This is a genomic window from Stenotrophomonas sp. YJH_SMC_105-26, assembly GCF_059368915.1.
Window position 1 is genome coordinate 63,404 of sequence record NZ_JCAFSD010000002.1, and the last position, 14,873, is coordinate 78,276.

Consider the following 14,873-nt stretch of genomic DNA (forward strand, 5'->3'; position numbering starts at 1 on the left):
ATTACCCGGCGTACGCCACCCAGCCCTTGAAGCTGAAGCCCGCATAGAACAGCTCCACGCCGTCGAAGCCGGCCTCCTGCAGCAGGGCGACCTCCTGTTCGGGGGCCAGCAGCGGCAGCCGCTCGGCAATGGCGTCGATCGCGCGCTGTGCATCGGCGTGGGCAACGCCGGAGGCTTCGGCGAACGCGGCGTAGCGTTGCAACCAGCGCAGCTTGCCGGCCGGATCCTGCGGCACGCTGTGGTGGGCCACCACCAGCGGTGCGCCGGGCTGCAGGCGCCTGTGCAGCTCCCGCAGCGTGTGCAGGCGCTGCGCGGCGTCGAGGAAGTGCAGGGTCAGCACGCAGCTGGCACCATCGAAGCGCACGCCGGGGGCATCGTCGATGTAGCCTTCCAGCAACTGCACGCGCGACATCAGCGGGCCCAGTGTCTGCTCGGCCAGGGCCAGCATCGGTGCAGCCGGGTCCACGCCCAGCAGCTGCCAGCCCGGCTGCGCCTCGGCAAAAGCCTTCAGCTCCAGCCCGCCACCGGCGCCCAGCACCAGCACGCGGCCCTGCGCAGGAACGTGTTCGGCCAGCAGCAGGCGACTCATCTGCTGCAACGCGAGGAAGCCGGGCACCTGGCGCAGCGGGCCCTCGGCATAGCGGGCAACGGCCTGCGGATCGGAGAACGAAGACATGCGTGCATTCCTGCAACAGGGACATACCACTGTACCGTGGCATGCAAGTGCCTTTGCCGCGGGTCGCTCCTGCCTGCGCGGACCGGCTTGCATCCAGCTCAACGCAACGCCCGCGCCAGCACCTGCCAGATCCTCGGGTCCTGGCACTGCGAGACGTTGAAGCGCAGATAGTCGGCCGCGCGCTGCGACTGGCTGAACGCGTTGCCCGGCGCCAGCACGATGCCCTCGCGCAGGCATTGCCGCGCCAGTGCGGCGGCGTCGCGGCCGTCGGGCAGCTGGCACCACAGGAACAGGCCGGCTTCCGGCTGCAGCCACGGCGTGATGCCCAGCGCCTGCAGTTTCCGCAGTGTGTGCCGGCGTGCATCGGCCAGGCGCGAACGTATCGACTGCATGTGGCGGCGGTAACCGCTATCGGTCAGCGCGATGTGCATCAACTGCGCGGCCAGATGGCCGCCGCCAAAGCTGGTCGCCAGCTTCAGGTCGGTCAGTGCTTCTATCCAGTCGTGGCGCGCAGCGATGTAGCCGCAGCGCGACGCTGCCGACAGCGTCTTGGAGAAACTGCCGACGTGGATCACCCGTGACAGTCCATCGAGCGCGGCCAGCCGCGGTGCCGGCTGCAGTTCGAAGTCGGCGAAGATGTCGTCCTCGACGATGATCAACTCGCTGCGTTCGGCCAGGCCCAGCAGGCGGTGCGCGGTGTTGGCCGAAAGCACCGCGCCGGTCGGGTTGTGCAGGCCGGAATTGGTGATGTACAGCCGCGGCGAATGCGCCTGCAGGGCTTGCGCGAACGCCTCCAGGTCCGGGCCGCTGTGCGTGTACGGCACGCCGATGGCCTGCACCTGGTGCGCCTTGAGCAGCGCGTGGTAATTGAAGTAGCTCGGGTCATCGACCAGCACGCAGTCGCCGGGCTTGAGCAGGAAACGGCAGAGCAGATCGACCGCGTGCGTACCGGATTCGGTCAGCAGGATCTGCTCCATCGGTGCATCGATGCCAAGCGTGGCGCTGCGCCTTTGCAGCAGCTGGCGCAACGCGGGCAGCCCGAGCGGACCGGCGTAGTCCACCAGTTGCATGGCATCGGCACGCGCCAGCCGGCGCAGGCCGCGGCGCACGCCATCGTGATACAGCCAGTCACTGGGCATCCAGCCGCACCCTGGCTTGAGATCGCCCGCGGGCGTTTCCAGCGATTGCCGTGATACCCACAGCGGATCCACCGCGCGATCCAGCCGCGGCTCCATTTCAGCCAGCGCCAGCGGTGCGGCCGGGCCACTGACGTAGAAGCCCGAGCCTGCGCGCGCACTGATCAGGCCTTCGGCCGCCAGGCGCTCGTAGGCCTCGACCACGGTGGAGACTGAAACCCCCATGGTCGCCGCCTGCGCACGTACCGAAGGCAGGCGGGAGCCGGGGCCATCCACCCGTGCACTGATGCGGGTGCGGACGGTCTGGATGACCGATTCGATGCGGGTGAGCGGGCGCGGCATGGTGGAACCGTAGTGGAAGTGTGGGCAGTACAGTTACTTGCGGCTGTACTGGATTGTAGCTGGGGTCGTTCCGCGCCGGATGCTTCCATACAGGTGCAGCCGGGCATCGTCCGGCACCTTCAGGAGTACAGGCGTGGAACGGTCGGCGAGTGGTTGGATCAATGGCTTCATCGGTGTGGTGATCTTCGCCGGCTCATTGCCGGCCACCCGCCTGGCGGTGCTGCAGCTGGATGCCGGGTTCGTCACCGCCGCACGCGCCACCATCGCCGCGGTGCTCGGTCTGGGGCTGCTGCTTCTGCTGCGCCAGCCATGGCCGCGGCGCGGCGACCTGCCGGGGCTGGTGGTGGTCAGCCTCGGCGTTGTGGTCGGCTTCCCGCTGCTGACCGCGCTCGCGCTGCGTCACGCGTCGTCGGCGCACACCATCGTGTTCCTTGGCCTGCTGCCGTTGAGTACAGCGGTGTTCGGCGTGCTGCGCGGTGGCGATCGGCCGCGCCCGGCGTTCTGGCTGTTCTCGTTGCTGGGCAGTGCCTGCGTGGTCGGCTATGCCGCGCGCAACGGAATCGAAGCCTCGTTGCAGGCCGACCTGCTGATGCTGGCGGCGATCGTGGTGTGCGGGCTGGGCTACGCGGAAGGTGGTCGGCTCGCCCGTCATCTGGGCGGCTGGCAGGTGATCAGCTGGGCACTGCTGCTGGCGTTGCCGGTGATGCTGCCGCTGACGGTGCTGATGCGCCCGGCCTCGTTCACTGCGGTCGGTGCCTCGGCGTGGTGGGCACTGGGCTACGTGGCAGTGTTCAGCATGCTGATCGGCTTCCTGTTCTGGTACCGCGGGCTGGCCCAGGGCGGCATTGCTGCCGTCGGCCAGCTGCAGCTGCTGCAGCCGTTCTTCGGCCTGGCCCTGGCCGCGCTGCTGCTGCACGAATCGGTCAGCCTCAGCATGGTGCTGGTGACTCTGGTCGCGGTGATCTGCGTCGCCGGCGCGCGCCGCTTCAGCCGCTAGGAAAAAGGGGACGGAGGGGATTAAGTCGTTTCAGGCACAGCAGGACCAATTACGACTTAATCCCCTCCGTCCCCTTTTCCGGGGTGCTGCGGAAAAGGTGCGCAACGGCGTAGTCGATGAACACCCGCAGGCGTGCACTGGGATGGCGCCCGCCGGGCCACAGCAGCGAGAACTGCCCCCGGTGCGTGGGCAGTGTGGGCAGCACCTGTTGCAGGCGGCCATCGGCCAGCGCGTCAGCGGCGAGGAAGTCAGGCATCCAGGCCAGGCCCATGCATCCGATCGCAGCGGCCAGCACGGCTTCCATGTTGTTGCAGGTCATCGCCGTGGAAAGGCGCGCCCCGGCGTCGCCTTCGATGCCGGGCAGCTGCCACGGATGCAGCTTTCCGGTGGTGGGGTAACGGAAGCGCAGCGCGGTATGCATGCGCAGGTCGCCCACATCGCCGGGCGTTCCATGCATCTGCAGATAGCCCGGCGCCGCACAGAGGATGAAACGAAAACCCCCCAGTCGCCGTGCGGTCAGGCTGGAATCAGCCAGTTCGCCACTGCGTATCACCGCATCCAGGCCTTCGCTGACCACATCGACGATGCGGTCGTTGAAGTCCAGTTCCAGCTGCACCTGCGGATAGCGTTGCTGGAAGCCGGGCAGCACCGGCAGCAGGAAGCGGTAGCCGATGGTGGGCAGGCCGATGCGCAGCAGCCCGCTGGGGGCGTGCTGTCGCTGCGCCAGGTCCGCCTGTGCTTCGGAAAGCTCATCCAGCGCACGCCGGCAGCGTTGCAGCAGCAGTTCGCCTTCGTCGGTGAGATGCACGCGGCGGGTGGTGCGCTGGAACAGGCGCGTGCCGAGTTCCTGTTCAAGCCGGGCGATGCGCTTGCCGACGGCCGAGGCTGACAGGCCGAGTACGCGGGCGGCACCGACAATGCTGCCTGACTCCGCGGTGCGGACGAAGGCGAGCAGGGCGGAGATGGAGTCCATGCTTGGATGATTGCGGAACATCTGGCCGCAATCAACATCCACCGAGCCTGTTTTTCTGGAATAGCGGCCTGTCCATCATCAATGCCCCTGATGGATGGAGGCCCGCATGGCCCCGGATTCGATGCTCCCTGTACCTGTCCGCGCGCAGCAGCGCTGGGCGCTGCTTGCGGTCTGCCTGGCCGCGCTGGCGTTGCCGTTGTCCTTCTCTGCCGGTGCAGTCGCGGTGCCGGCGCTGGCCCGTTCCGCGGCGGCATCGCCCACCGCGCTGGCCTGGGTGACCAACGCCTTCATGCTCACCTTCGGCAGTCTGTTGCTCGCTGCGGGCGGCTTGGCCGATCGATATGGCCGTCGGCGGCTGTTCCTGCTGGGCACGGCGGGCTTCACCACCGCCACCGCCGCCGTCTGCCTTGCTCGCACGCTGCTATGGCTGGATCTGGCGCGCGGGTTGCAGGGCGTTGCCGCGGCGGCGGCGCTGGCATCCGGCACGGCGCTGCTGGCACAGGCCTGGCAGGGGCCGGCGCGTGCCCGTGTCTTCGCCCTGCTGGGCACCACGTTCGGCATGGGGCTGGCGTTGGGGCCCTTGCTCGCGGGCCTGCTGCTGCAGACATTGGGATGGCGCAGCGTGTTCGCCGCGGGCGGTGTGCTCACGTTGGTGGCCTTCGGCCTGGGGGCACGCGCGTTGCCTGAAAGTCATGGCGAGCGCCGACCACTGGATATCGGCGGCATGCTGAGTTTCAGCCTGACGCTGGCGACGTTGACCCTGGCGCTGCTGTGGCTGGGCGAGTTCGGCCTGCATGCCGCGCGCGTGCGGCTGGCGCTGCTGGTGACGCTGCTGTTGGGCGGGGTGTTCGTCTTCATCGAACGGCGGCACCCCTCACCGTTGCTGGACCTCTCACTGTTCTCACAACCGGCGTTCCTCGGTGTCCAGCTGCTGCCGGTGGCGACCTGCTTCGGCTACGTGGTGCTGCTGGTCGCGTTACCTCTGCAACTGCTGGGCGTGCATGGCCAGAGCGCGACGCTGGTGGGACTGCAGATGCTGGCGCTGTCCGCGCCGATGCTGGTCCTGCCGATGCTGGCCGCGCGTTGGGCGGAGCGCGTGGGAAGTGCGCGGTTGTGCACGCTGGGTCTGCTGGTGTGTGCCGCCGGCCTGTACCTGTTGTCGCGGCAGGCGTCGCACCCGTCGCCCTTGCAGTGGGTGCCGCTGCTGATGCTGGTCGGCGCAGGCACGGCTTTGCCGTGGGGGCTGATGGATGGACTGTCGGTGAGCGTGGTACCGGTGCAACGTGCCGGCATGGCCGCAGGCATATTCGGAACCGTGCGGGTGGCCGGCGAAGGCATCGCGTTGGCCGCAGTCACTGCCTTGCTTGCGCTGCTGATCGGCCATCAGCTGCAGGGCGCGTCGCCGGCACCGCTGGTGCGTGCCGGTGCCTATCTGGCCACGGGGGCGCGGGAACAGGCGCAGGCACTGCTACCGACGATGAGCCGCATGCAGCTGCAGCACGCCAGTAGTGAGGCGCTGGCGACACTGCTGCGTGTACTGGCGCTGCTGACCGCCGCCTGTGCCGCCGTGTTGCGCCTGTTGCTGCGGAAACGCACAGGTGCCTTGGTCGGGGACATGGTGTAGCAGGCTCATCGCCGCCTCCGCCGTCATCCCGCTGTCGTGTCCCGCTCACGCCGCCTATGCCCACCCGGGCCTAGTGTTGATCGTCCCCGTCCCCCACGGAGACCCGCCATGTGGCTGCTCGACCATCTCTGGCCCAGCCGTCGAACCCTTCCTCCCCCGGTCGAGGACGCGCCACAGTCACCGTCACGCCGGCCCTGGCTGAAACGCCCGGCGCGGGCCGGGCGCAGCGGCATGGCGCCCTGGCAGAAGGTGGCCACGCCACCGCGGCGCACGCGCCACTAGCCGGTGCGGTCTGATGGGTGGTTGACCCCGTCGCTGACCGGGATCACCCCAAGCGCGAACGGGTCGATGCCCTCCAGGCAGGCCACGTTGTAGCCGTACTGGTCGGGGTTGGAGCGGCGCCGGTGATGGGTGTAGATGCCGCACACCCCGCAGAAGTAGTGCTCGGCCACATGGGTGTTGAACTGGTACTTCTGCAGGTGATGCTGCCCGCGCACCACCTGCAGGCCCTGGCGGGGGACGCTGGCGGCGATGGCACCCCGGCGCCGGCACATCGAGCAGTCGCAGCGGCGCGGGTCGACGATGCCGTCCGGGAGGTCCAGCAACAGCTCGACCGTGCCGCAGTGGCAGGTGGCGCGGTGCTGGGGTTGGACCGGAACGCCGGCCACGGAAGTGATGCCCATCGTTGCTCCTGTGAGGTGAACCTGGCCGCATGGACCGCCGCAGACGGTGCGCCGCGGTCCCTGAACGGGCCGTAGATGCCACGGTGAACCCGCTTGTGGCTAACTATGCGGCTTCGGGACCGCGACAGGATGCCAGTGAGAGCCGCAGGACGTTGGATGACAGGAAGTGCCATGGCGCTGGCAGCGTTGTGGGTGACCGGGCTGCTGGCCTATCAGATGCCGGGGCCGGGCTGGCTGGCCAATGGCATTGCGGTGCTGTGGCTGCTGGTTGCGCTGTGGGCGTCGTGGCAGGTCGCGCGTGGCCGTGGCCATCGTCGCCTGGGCATGGCGTTCGGCGCGTCGCTGGCGCTGGCCGGCCTGTGGTGGCTGCTGCTCACCCCGCGCCAGGACCGCGTCTGGGCCGATGACGTGGCCCAGCGCCTGCACGTGGTGTCCTTCGACGGGCGCCACGTGGTGCTCGACAACGTGCGTGATTTCACTTGGCGCAGCGAGACCGACTACGACGCGCACTGGGTGCGCCGCGCGTACGACCTGGACCAACTCCGCTCGGCCGATCTGGTGCTGTCGTACTGGATGGGCCCGGCGATCGCCCACACCCTGATCTCGTTCGGTTTCGAGGATGGGCGCCACGTGGTGTTCTCGCTGGAGATCCGCAAGGAACGCGGCGAATCGTTCTCGGCGCTGGGCGGCTTCTTCCGCAAATTCGAGATGACCCTGGTGGCCGCGGAGGAGACCGACATCATCCGCACCCGCACCAACGCGCGTGGCGAGGATGTCTACCTGTACCGCCTGCACGGCATGGACCAGGCGCAACTGAAGCAACTGTTCGCCGCGTACATCGCGCAGGCGCGCGAACTGGATGCGAAGCCGGGCTTCTACAACACGCTCACCAGCAACTGCACCACCATCGTCTTCGATCTGGCCCGCCACATCGCGCCGCGCCTGCCGCTGGACTACCGCCTGCTGCTGTCCGGCTACCTGGCCGAATACGCACAGGAGGTCGGCGCGCTCACGCCGGGCGTGCCTTATGCCGAACTGCATGACAAGGGCCGCATCACCCAGCGTGCGCTGGACCTGGGCAGCGGCGACCACTTCTCCACCGTGATCCGCCAGGGCGTGCCCGGCACCGAGCAGGACCCGCAGTAATGACCCGACTCTTCCTGATCCGCTGGCGGCGCGCGCTGCCGGTGTTGTTCGCCGCCTTCCTGCTGCTGGGCAGCAGCGGCTGCGCGATGGTGACTGTCAAGCAGGTAAAGTCCAGCGATTCGCTGGTGAACAAGCGCGCCGATGTGCTCAACACCGGCAAGCTCAGCCCGGCCGCGCGCGAGACGCTCAGCGCGGCGGGCCTGGATGAGTCGCAGTGCGAGAAGGACTTCCTGGTCTGCCGCAGCACGTTGTTGATGACCGATGACCTCAACGTCGAGCAGCGGCTGTCGGCGTTGTCCGAACTGTGGGTGAAGGCCGCGCTGGCGCTGACGCCGAAGAAGACCGCCGCCGGCGATCCGCCGATGAGCGATGCGGCGCTGGATGCCTGGCTGGAAGCCGCGCGCTATGCCTATGCCTACCTGTTCTACAGCGGCCGCTCGCCGTCCGACCGCGCCTTCGAAGACCGGCAGACGCAGGTGCGCGACTACTACAACTACGCCGCCGAGAAGGCGGCGGTGGTGCTGTTCGTGCGCGCGCGTGCAGCGGCACTGGCCGGCGAGGACTATACGAAGCCGATCTCGGTCGGCAGCTGGTCGCTGGCCTCCAACTACCAGCAGTTGAACCTGAAGAGCATTCCGGCGCAGCTGGTGCCGGCCGGCACGGTCAGCTTCGTCGGCCTGCGCAGCACCTATCGCCGCGATGGCTTCGGTGCCGAGCTGGTGATGGTGATGGACCCGCCCAAGCTGGTCGCGCCGGTGATCGCGGGCGATGGGCCGAAGGCGGAAACAGCGGCGGATGATGCTGACGACGAGCGCCGTGGCCGCCGCCATCGGCATGACGATTCGGTGCCGGAATTCAGCGAGATGTCCTCGATCAACGTCACCGCGCTGCTGCGTTTCGAAGGCAGCAGCCTGGAAGACGTGATGCGTACGCGCCGGGTTGAACTGGACGCCTATTCGCCGGAGGCCACCGAACGCATCACCCTGCACGGCGAACAGGTGCCGCTGGCCGGCAATTTCACCGCTGCCTACGGCCTGTGGCTGGCGCAGAGTGGCTTCGCCCGGCAGTCACTGCGCACCCTGTTCGGCATGAGTGAGGGCATCGGCGAACCGCACATCTACCTGATGCAGCCGTGGGACCCGAACCGCCGCATCATCTTCATGCTGCACGGCCTGGCCAGCAGCCCGGAAGCCTGGGTGAACCTGGCCAACGAGATCATGGGCGACCCCGAGCTGCGCCAGCAGTTCCAGGTGTGGCAGGTCTACTACCCGACCAATGCACCGATCGCGCTGAACCGCTACGAGATCGCCAACGCGTTCAATGACACGCTCAAGCACTTCGACCCCAACGGCAGCACACGCGCATCGAAGGACATGGTCTATATCGGTCACAGCATGGGCGGCGTGCTCGCGCGGCTGCTGGTGAGCGACTCGGGTGATGTGCTGTGGGATGACCTGCTGGCCAACTATGACCTGAAGGGCGAGCGGCTGAAGCGGGTGCAGGCCAAGCTGGGGCCACTGCTGCATTTCAAGGCGCAGCCGAACGTGGAACGCGCGATCTTCATCGCCGCGCCGCACCAGGGCACGGATATCGCAGGCAACAAGGTCGGGCGGCTGATCGGGCGCCTGGTACGCCTGCCGCTGACCATTCTTGGCAAGTTCGAGGACGTGTTCATGGCGCTGGCACAGGCCGAGCAGCAGGTCGACGGCACCGCCAAGCCGAAGATTCCCAACAGCATCGACAACCTCAAGGCCAGCGATCCGTTCGTGAAGGCCGCCGCACAGCTGCCGATCGAAGCGGGCCTGAAGTACCACTCGATCATCGCCCAGCGCAAGCCGGAGCTGCCGGTGGAGAAGTCCGATGACGGGCTGGTGCCGTACTGGAGCGCGCATCTGCCGGGCGCGCTGTCGGAGAAGGTGATCATTTCCGGCCACAGCGTGCAGGAGACCCCGCAGGCCGTGCTGGAAGTGCGCCGCATCCTGCATCGGGATATCGATGATGTCGGGACCGGTACACAGTAATGCCGGCCTCTGGCCGTCGCCATCATCGGATTCCCGCGTGCGCGGAGGTTGCCGGCCAGCGGCCGGCACTACCGGAATCCGGCGGCGCTACACCCGCCGCGCGATCACTGCGGCCAGCACCGCCAGACCGAAGGTGATGGCCAGGCACAGCAGGTAGCCGGTATGCGGCGCGCTTTCCACGAACATGGCGAACAACGCGCCGGACACCGCCAGCGCGGTGGTCACCGACAACGCCTCGCTCAGCTGCAGCGCCGAGGTATTGGCACCCTGCTCATGCGGTGCTGACAGCGACAGGGTCAGCACCGACAGGCTGGCGTAGATCATGCCCATGCCGAAGCCGGTCACGGCCCAGCCGACCAGCGCGACCGGCAGCGGCATCGGGTTGAACAGCACCGACAGCGTTGCGGCGATGCCGAACGTCATCATCACCGTGCCAACGCGCAGCAGCTGCTGGCGTGACCAGCCACGCTGCTGGTGGCCCTGCAGCCATGAACCGGCGAACCAGCCCAGCGCACCGAGGCTGAGCACGGCGCCTGCCCAGCTGGGCGAGAGCCCGCGTTCGCGCTGCAGCAGCAGGGGCAGATAGGCCTCGCAGGCGAAGAACGCCGCTGCAGCAATGCCGCGCAACGCGATCACGCTGGGCAGGCCGCGGCGCAGGATCAGGGTTCCGGCCGGCAGCAGCCGATGCACGCAGAACAGCAGCGCCAGCATCGCCACGCCGATGCAGAGCAGGGCGGCCATGCCCTGTTGCTGGCCGCCGACGTAGAGCAGTAGTGCGGCCAGTGAGGCGCCAGAGGCCCAGCGCACCACGTTGCTGCGTTCGCCATCGTTGCAGACCGCAACGGGAGGTTGCATGCGCGCCAGTGCCGGGCGCAGCAGCAGTGCGGCCGGTATCGCCAGCAGTGGCACTGCCAGGAATACCCAGCGCCAGCCCAGGTGCTGCACCATCAGGCCACTCAACGCCGGGCCGACCATCGAGGGCACCACCCAGCCTGCGGAGAACGCCGCGAACACCTTCGGTCGCAGGTGCTCGGGGTAGCTGCGGCCGACCATCACGTAGAGCGAGACCGAAATCGCGCCCGCGCCCAGGCCCTGCATCAGGCGCCCGGCCACCAGCACGCCCATGCGCGTCGCAAAGCCGGCCAGCAGCAGGCCCAGCACGAAGCAGCCCAGGCCGTACCAGAGTGGCCGCGCGGGGCCGTGGCGATCGGCCCAGCGCCCGGCCAGGGTCATGCCGATCACACTGGTGGCCAGGGTGCCGCCAAAGGCCAGCGCGTACAGGCGCAGTCCATCGAGTGCTTCGGCCACGGTGGGCATCGCGGCCGCGACGGCCAGTGCTTCGAAGGCGTGCAGCGCGACCAGTGCGACCATGCCGATGGTCGTGGCGCGGTAGCGCGCGGACAGGATCGAGCTGTCAGCCGGCAGGTGGGTGTCGGCGGGAGAGAGGGTCGGGGTCATACGGGTCAGGTGCAGGCCGCGCTTGTCAACGGGCGGCGAAGATAGCAGCATGCCACCTCAACTGTAGTTGAGGTCAAGCAATGGCATCCCAGGAACTCAGCGTTGGCGAGGTCTCCCAGCGCAGTGGCGTGGCCGTTTCCGCACTGCATTTCTACGAGCGCAAGGGGCTGATCAGCAGCCTGCGCACCTCGGGCAACCAACGTCGTTACAGCCGGGACGTGCTGCGCCGGTTGGCGGTGATCCGCGTGGCGCAGCGGGTGGGCATGCCGCTGGAAGCAGTCGGCCGTGCCTTCGAAAGCCTGCCTGACGGACGCGCACCGACCAAAGCGGATTGGGCCAGGCTGTCTGCGCGCTGGCGCACCGAGCTGGAAGAGCGCATCCACATGCTGCAGCTGCTGCGCGACGAACTGACCGGCTGCATCGGTTGTGGCTGCCTGTCGCTGCAGCATTGCCGCCTGGCCAATCCCGACGACGTCCTCGGCGAACGCGGCGACGGCCCGATGCGCTGGGAGTGAGCGACAAAAAGGGGACGGAGGGGATTATGTCGTTTGTGCACTTGCGACTTAATCCCCTCCGTCCCCTTTTTCTTACCAGACCGTGATGGTTTCGCCGCTCTGGATGCCTTCCACCGCGCGCTGGAAGGCCAGTGCCGCGCGCTGTGCGCTTACCGCCTCGAAGCCCGGGAAGTAGGGGCCGTAGGCGGCCATCGATTCGATCAGTACGTTCGGGCTGACCACGTTGATGCGCAGGCCGCGCGGCAGCAGCTCCAGTGCGGCTGCGCGCACGAAGCCTTCCAGTGCGGCATTCACCGAGGTGGCGTTGACGCCGTCGCGGATCGGTTGTGCGCTGACGATGCCGCTGGTCAGGGTGATCGAGCCGCCGCTGTTGAGATGATGCTGCGCGGCCAGTGCCAGCCTCACCTGGCCCAGCAGTTTGTCCTGCAGGCCAAGGTTGAACTGCGCCGGCGTCATCTGCTGCAGCGGGCCGAAGTGCAGCTTGCCGGCGGTGGAAATCACCGCATCGACCGGGCCGGTACGTGCGAACAGTTCGGCGACGCTGGCGTCATCGGTCAGGTCCACGCGCAGTTCGCCGCTGCTGCGGCCGGCGGCGAGAATCTGATGCTGTTGGCCGAGCTGGCGGGCGACTGCCTGGCCGAGGGTGCCGCTGGCACCAACGAGGAGGATCTTCATGGCCGTTCCTTGCGTAAGGGAGTGAGCGCAGTCTGCGCCCTCACAATGGGGTTAGGTAAGCGGCGTATGATTCGCAGATTCCTAACTAAGGATTAGTAATGGATACCCTTCGATGCATGCAGGCCTTCGTTGCCGTGGCCGAGCGTGGCAGCTTCGCCGGCGCCGCCGAACAGCTGCAGGTCTCGGCGGTGATGGTGGGCAAGTACATCCAGCAGCTGGAGGCGCATCTGGGCACCGCGCTGCTGCAACGGAACACCCGCCGCCAGCGCCTGACCGAAGCCGGCAGCGCCTATCTGGCCGGCTGCCGGCAAGTGCTGGAGCAGGTGCAGCAGGCCGAGGCCGATGTGGCCGGTCTGCAGGTACAGCCGCGTGGCCTGCTGCGGGTCAGTGCGCCGACCACCTGGGGCAGCTGCGTGCTGGCGCCGCAGCTGGCCGGCCTGCTGCGCGCGCAGCCGCAGTTGAACATCGAACTGGATCTGAGCAACCGCCGTGTGGACCTGATCGAGGACGGCTTCGACGTGGCGATCCGGGTCGGGCCGTTGCCATCGCAGGAGGTGGTGGCGCGGCCGCTGCCGCCGTATGCGATGAGCCTGTGCGCGGCGCCGTCTTACCTGCGCAGGCGCGGCACGCCACGCACGCCGGCGGACCTGCAGGGGCATGATTGCCTGAGCCATCTTGCCTGGCGTGGTGGCCATGGCTGGCAGTTGGCCAACGGTGAACAGGTGGATTGGGAGGCGCGGCTGACCTGCAACGACGGGTTCGCGCTGCGCGAAGCCGCCGTGGCCGGGGCCGGGTTGGTGTTGCAGCCCACCGCGCTGTTGGCGGGGGAGATCGCAGCAGGGCGCCTGAAGCCGCTGCTGCGCGACTGCCTGCCCGAACCGCGACCGATGCATCTGATCTACCTGCCGGATCGACGGCCGCGCCCGCGGCTGCAGTGCTTCGTGGATTTCGTCATGGCCACATTTGGGCAATGAGCATCCACGCCATGCGTGGTTGATGGCAGGTGCCGACCGTTGGTCGGCACACATCGGGATCAATCATTCGCCGCAGACAATTCCTGCCCGCGCACCTGCGCAGCACGCAGCGCGTTGTCCACCAGCACTTCGAAACCACCGGCCTGGAAGCTCTCGATCGCGGCCTGGGTGGTGCCGTTCGGCGAGGTCACACGGCGGCGAAGCTCGGCCGGGCTTTCGCCGGCTTCATCGAGCATGCGCGAAGCGCCCAGCAGGGTCTGCACCACCAGCGTGCGCGCGGCGTCGGCCGGCAGGCCCTGGGCAATGCCCGCCGCTTCCATCGCTTCGGCCAGCAGGAACACGTAGGCCGGCCCGCTGCCGGACACGGCAGTGACCGAATCCATCAGCGCCTCGCGCTCGATCCACACGGTACGGCCGGCACTGGCCAATACCTGTTCGGCCTGCGAGCGCTGCTGTGCATCCACCGACGGCGTGGCATACAGGCCGGTCACGCCGGCGCCGAGCAGGGCCGGCGTGTTGGGCATTGCACGCACCACCGGCAGGTTGCCGCCCAGCCAGCGTTCCAGCTGCGCGCTGGTGATGCCGGCGGCAATCGACACCACCAGTGGCCGGCTTGCCTGGGCCAGTGCCTGCAGCGACTGGCAGACCTCGCGCAGCACCTGTGGCTTCACCGCCAGCAGCCAGGTGCGGCCCTGTGCGGCGGCATCGGCGGCATTGTCGTGCACCTGCACGCCGAAATCGGTGGCCAGCGACTCGCGCAGTGCTGCAACCGGTTCGGCCACGTGGATGTCTGCGGCGGGCACGCCCCGGCGGATCAGGCCGGCGATCAGGCTGCGCGCCATGTTGCCGCCGCCGATGAAGGTGATGGAATCAGCTGTCATGAAACTCTCCTTGCAAGATCAGGCCGGGCGAGGACGCGCGCCGAACAGGGCGGTGCCGATGCGCACCAAAGTGGCGCCCTCGGCGATGGCGTCGGCGTAGTCGCTGCTCATGCCCATCGACAGCGTGTCGACCTGCGCGTGCTGGGCGGCCAGCGACTGGAAAAGTGTGCGCATGCGCACGAACGCATCCCGACGGCGTTCCGCCTCGGGCCATGGCGCGGGAATCGCCATCAGGCCACGCAGGCGCAGGGTGGGCTCGGCGGCAATCGCAGCGGCCAGCACCTCGACATCCTCCGGCGCACAGCCGTGCTTGCTGGATTCATCGTCGATGTTGACCTGGATCAGCACATTCAGCGGACCACGCGCGGCCGGGCGATGGCGCGCCAGCGCCGTCACCAGCTTGGGCCGGTCCACGCTCTGCACCCAATCGAAGTGGGTGGCCACGGCCTCGGCCTTGTTCGACTGCAGGTGGCCGATCAGGTGCCACTCCAGCGCCAGGTGCTGCAGCGCCTGCATCTTGGCCAGCGCTTCCTGCACATAGTTCTCGCCGAAGGCCTGCTGGCCCTGCGCGGCCAGCGCAGCCACGGCCTCGGCCGGTTGGGTCTTGGAAACGGCCAGCAGGCGCGGATCGGGCCGGCCGGCCGCCTCGGCGGCGGCATGCAGGTTGCTCAGGATCTGGGGCAGGGGAGTGGCCACGTAACGCGTTCCGTTGAATCAGGAGGCTATACTGCCGCCCGGGGAAAGATCCTTCCAGTCGAAGCCGTTATTGGGG

At 68.1% G+C, this 14,873-nt stretch carries 13 protein-coding genes and 1 pseudogene; 6 read left to right on the forward strand and 8 right to left on the reverse strand.

Annotation, left to right across the window (positions count from 1 at the left end):
• Position 1: 1 nt before the first annotated feature.
• Both AC5P7F_RS07190 and AC5P7F_RS07195 read right to left on the reverse strand, forming a co-directional pair.
• Positions 2 to 676 carry a methyltransferase gene (locus AC5P7F_RS07190; RefSeq protein ID WP_164077244.1) on the reverse strand — a complete coding sequence of 225 codons (675 nt, stop codon included), beginning with the start codon at positions 674 to 676 and terminating at the stop codon, positions 2 to 4.
• Between the two features lie 98 nt (positions 677 to 774).
• Entirely contained in the window at positions 775 to 2,154 is a 1,380-nt protein-coding gene (locus AC5P7F_RS07195) for an aminotransferase-like domain-containing protein (protein ID WP_069117551.1), read from the reverse strand.
• Between the two features lie 133 nt (positions 2,155 to 2,287).
• Here AC5P7F_RS07195 and AC5P7F_RS07200 point away from each other — a divergent pair, with 133 nt between their 5' ends.
• Positions 2,288 to 3,151: a DMT family transporter gene (locus AC5P7F_RS07200; RefSeq protein WP_032958514.1), complete on the forward strand. Its 864-nt coding sequence runs from the start codon at positions 2,288 to 2,290 to the stop codon at positions 3,149 to 3,151.
• 49 nt (positions 3,152 to 3,200) lie between these two features.
• Here AC5P7F_RS07200 and AC5P7F_RS07205 read toward each other — a convergent pair whose 3' ends face one another.
• Positions 3,201 to 4,124 carry a LysR substrate-binding domain-containing protein gene (locus AC5P7F_RS07205; protein WP_164077243.1) on the reverse strand — a complete coding sequence of 308 codons (924 nt, stop codon included), beginning with the start codon at positions 4,122 to 4,124 and terminating at the stop codon, positions 3,201 to 3,203.
• Between the two features lie 106 nt (positions 4,125 to 4,230).
• On the opposite strand from AC5P7F_RS07205, the gene AC5P7F_RS07210 reads away from it, so the two are divergent.
• Positions 4,231 to 5,748 carry an MFS transporter gene (locus AC5P7F_RS07210; protein WP_014646208.1) on the forward strand — a complete coding sequence of 506 codons (1,518 nt, stop codon included), beginning with the start codon at positions 4,231 to 4,233 and terminating at the stop codon, positions 5,746 to 5,748.
• 278 nt (positions 5,749 to 6,026) lie between these two features.
• On the opposite strand, the gene AC5P7F_RS07215 is transcribed toward AC5P7F_RS07210, so the two are convergent.
• Positions 6,027 to 6,431: a GFA family protein gene (locus AC5P7F_RS07215; RefSeq protein WP_014646209.1), complete on the reverse strand. Its 405-nt coding sequence runs from the start codon at positions 6,429 to 6,431 to the stop codon at positions 6,027 to 6,029.
• 171 nt (positions 6,432 to 6,602) lie between these two features.
• Here AC5P7F_RS07215 and AC5P7F_RS07220 point away from each other — a divergent pair, with 171 nt between their 5' ends.
• Both AC5P7F_RS07220 and AC5P7F_RS07225 read left to right on the forward strand, forming a co-directional pair.
• Positions 6,603 to 7,577 carry an Lnb N-terminal periplasmic domain-containing protein gene (locus tag AC5P7F_RS07220; protein ID WP_014646210.1) on the forward strand — a complete coding sequence of 325 codons (975 nt, stop codon included), beginning with the start codon at positions 6,603 to 6,605 and terminating at the stop codon, positions 7,575 to 7,577.
• Positions 7,577 to 9,598: a lipase family protein gene (locus tag AC5P7F_RS07225; RefSeq protein WP_164077242.1), complete on the forward strand. Its 2,022-nt coding sequence runs from the start codon at positions 7,577 to 7,579 to the stop codon at positions 9,596 to 9,598. Before AC5P7F_RS07220 ends, AC5P7F_RS07225 begins: the two co-directional genes overlap by 1 nt.
• 87 nt (positions 9,599 to 9,685) lie before the next feature.
• Here the strand turns inward: AC5P7F_RS07225 and AC5P7F_RS07230 are convergent, their stop codons facing one another.
• Positions 9,686 to 11,107: an MFS transporter gene (locus AC5P7F_RS07230; RefSeq protein WP_164077241.1), complete on the reverse strand. Its 1,422-nt coding sequence runs from the start codon at positions 11,105 to 11,107 to the stop codon at positions 9,686 to 9,688.
• A 29-nt stretch (positions 11,108 to 11,136) separates the two neighbouring features.
• Here AC5P7F_RS07230 and soxR point away from each other — a divergent pair, with 29 nt between their 5' ends.
• Positions 11,137 to 11,571, forward strand: a complete 435-nt coding sequence (gene soxR / locus AC5P7F_RS07235; RefSeq protein WP_069117543.1) for a redox-sensitive transcriptional activator SoxR — start codon at positions 11,137 to 11,139, stop codon at positions 11,569 to 11,571.
• A 72-nt stretch (positions 11,572 to 11,643) separates the two neighbouring features.
• On the opposite strand, the pseudogene AC5P7F_RS07240 reads toward soxR, so the two are convergent.
• A pseudogene (locus AC5P7F_RS07240) lies at positions 11,644 to 12,273 on the reverse strand (short chain dehydrogenase); the annotation flags it as partial.
• A gap of 71 nt (positions 12,274 to 12,344) precedes the next feature.
• On the opposite strand from AC5P7F_RS07240, the gene AC5P7F_RS07245 reads away from it, so the two are divergent.
• Entirely contained in the window at positions 12,345 to 13,220 is an 876-nt protein-coding gene (locus AC5P7F_RS07245) for a LysR substrate-binding domain-containing protein (protein ID WP_164077240.1), read from the forward strand.
• Positions 13,221 to 13,279: 59 nt separating this feature from the next.
• On the opposite strand, the gene proC is transcribed toward AC5P7F_RS07245, so the two are convergent.
• Together proC and AC5P7F_RS07255 are read right to left on the reverse strand one after the other, a co-directional pair.
• Positions 13,280 to 14,101 carry a pyrroline-5-carboxylate reductase gene (gene proC, locus AC5P7F_RS07250; RefSeq protein ID WP_164077239.1) on the reverse strand — a complete coding sequence of 274 codons (822 nt, stop codon included), beginning with the start codon at positions 14,099 to 14,101 and terminating at the stop codon, positions 13,280 to 13,282.
• 18 nt (positions 14,102 to 14,119) lie between these two features.
• Positions 14,120 to 14,797 carry a YggS family pyridoxal phosphate-dependent enzyme gene (locus AC5P7F_RS07255; protein ID WP_032958502.1) on the reverse strand — a complete coding sequence of 226 codons (678 nt, stop codon included), beginning with the start codon at positions 14,795 to 14,797 and terminating at the stop codon, positions 14,120 to 14,122.
• Positions 14,798 to 14,873: the final 76 nt, after the last annotated feature.

Excerpts from the sequence above, each read along its gene's own strand:
- proC (WP_164077239.1), bottom strand. The coding sequence starts at position 14,101 with ATGACAGCTGATTCCATCACCTTCATCGGCGGCGGCAACATGGCGCGC.
- AC5P7F_RS07205 (WP_164077243.1), bottom strand. The coding sequence starts at position 4,124 with ATGGACTCCATCTCCGCCCTGCTCGCCTTCGTCCGCACCGCGGAGTCA.
- AC5P7F_RS07195 (WP_069117551.1), bottom strand. The coding sequence starts at position 2,154 with ATGCCGCGCCCGCTCACCCGCATCGAATCGGTCATCCAGACCGTCCGC.
- AC5P7F_RS07220 (WP_014646210.1), top strand. The coding sequence starts at position 6,603 with ATGGCGCTGGCAGCGTTGTGGGTGACCGGGCTGCTGGCCTATCAGATG.
- AC5P7F_RS07245 (WP_164077240.1), top strand. The coding sequence starts at position 12,345 with ATGGATACCCTTCGATGCATGCAGGCCTTCGTTGCCGTGGCCGAGCGT.
- AC5P7F_RS07210 (WP_014646208.1), top strand. The coding sequence starts at position 4,231 with ATGGCCCCGGATTCGATGCTCCCTGTACCTGTCCGCGCGCAGCAGCGC.
- AC5P7F_RS07215 (WP_014646209.1), bottom strand. The coding sequence starts at position 6,431 with ATGGGCATCACTTCCGTGGCCGGCGTTCCGGTCCAACCCCAGCACCGC.
- soxR (WP_069117543.1), top strand. The coding sequence starts at position 11,137 with ATGGCATCCCAGGAACTCAGCGTTGGCGAGGTCTCCCAGCGCAGTGGC.
- AC5P7F_RS07225 (WP_164077242.1), top strand. The coding sequence starts at position 7,577 with ATGACCCGACTCTTCCTGATCCGCTGGCGGCGCGCGCTGCCGGTGTTG.
- AC5P7F_RS07190 (WP_164077244.1), bottom strand. The coding sequence starts at position 676 with ATGTCTTCGTTCTCCGATCCGCAGGCCGTTGCCCGCTATGCCGAGGGC.
- AC5P7F_RS07230 (WP_164077241.1), bottom strand. The coding sequence starts at position 11,107 with ATGCTGCTATCTTCGCCGCCCGTTGACAAGCGCGGCCTGCACCTGACC.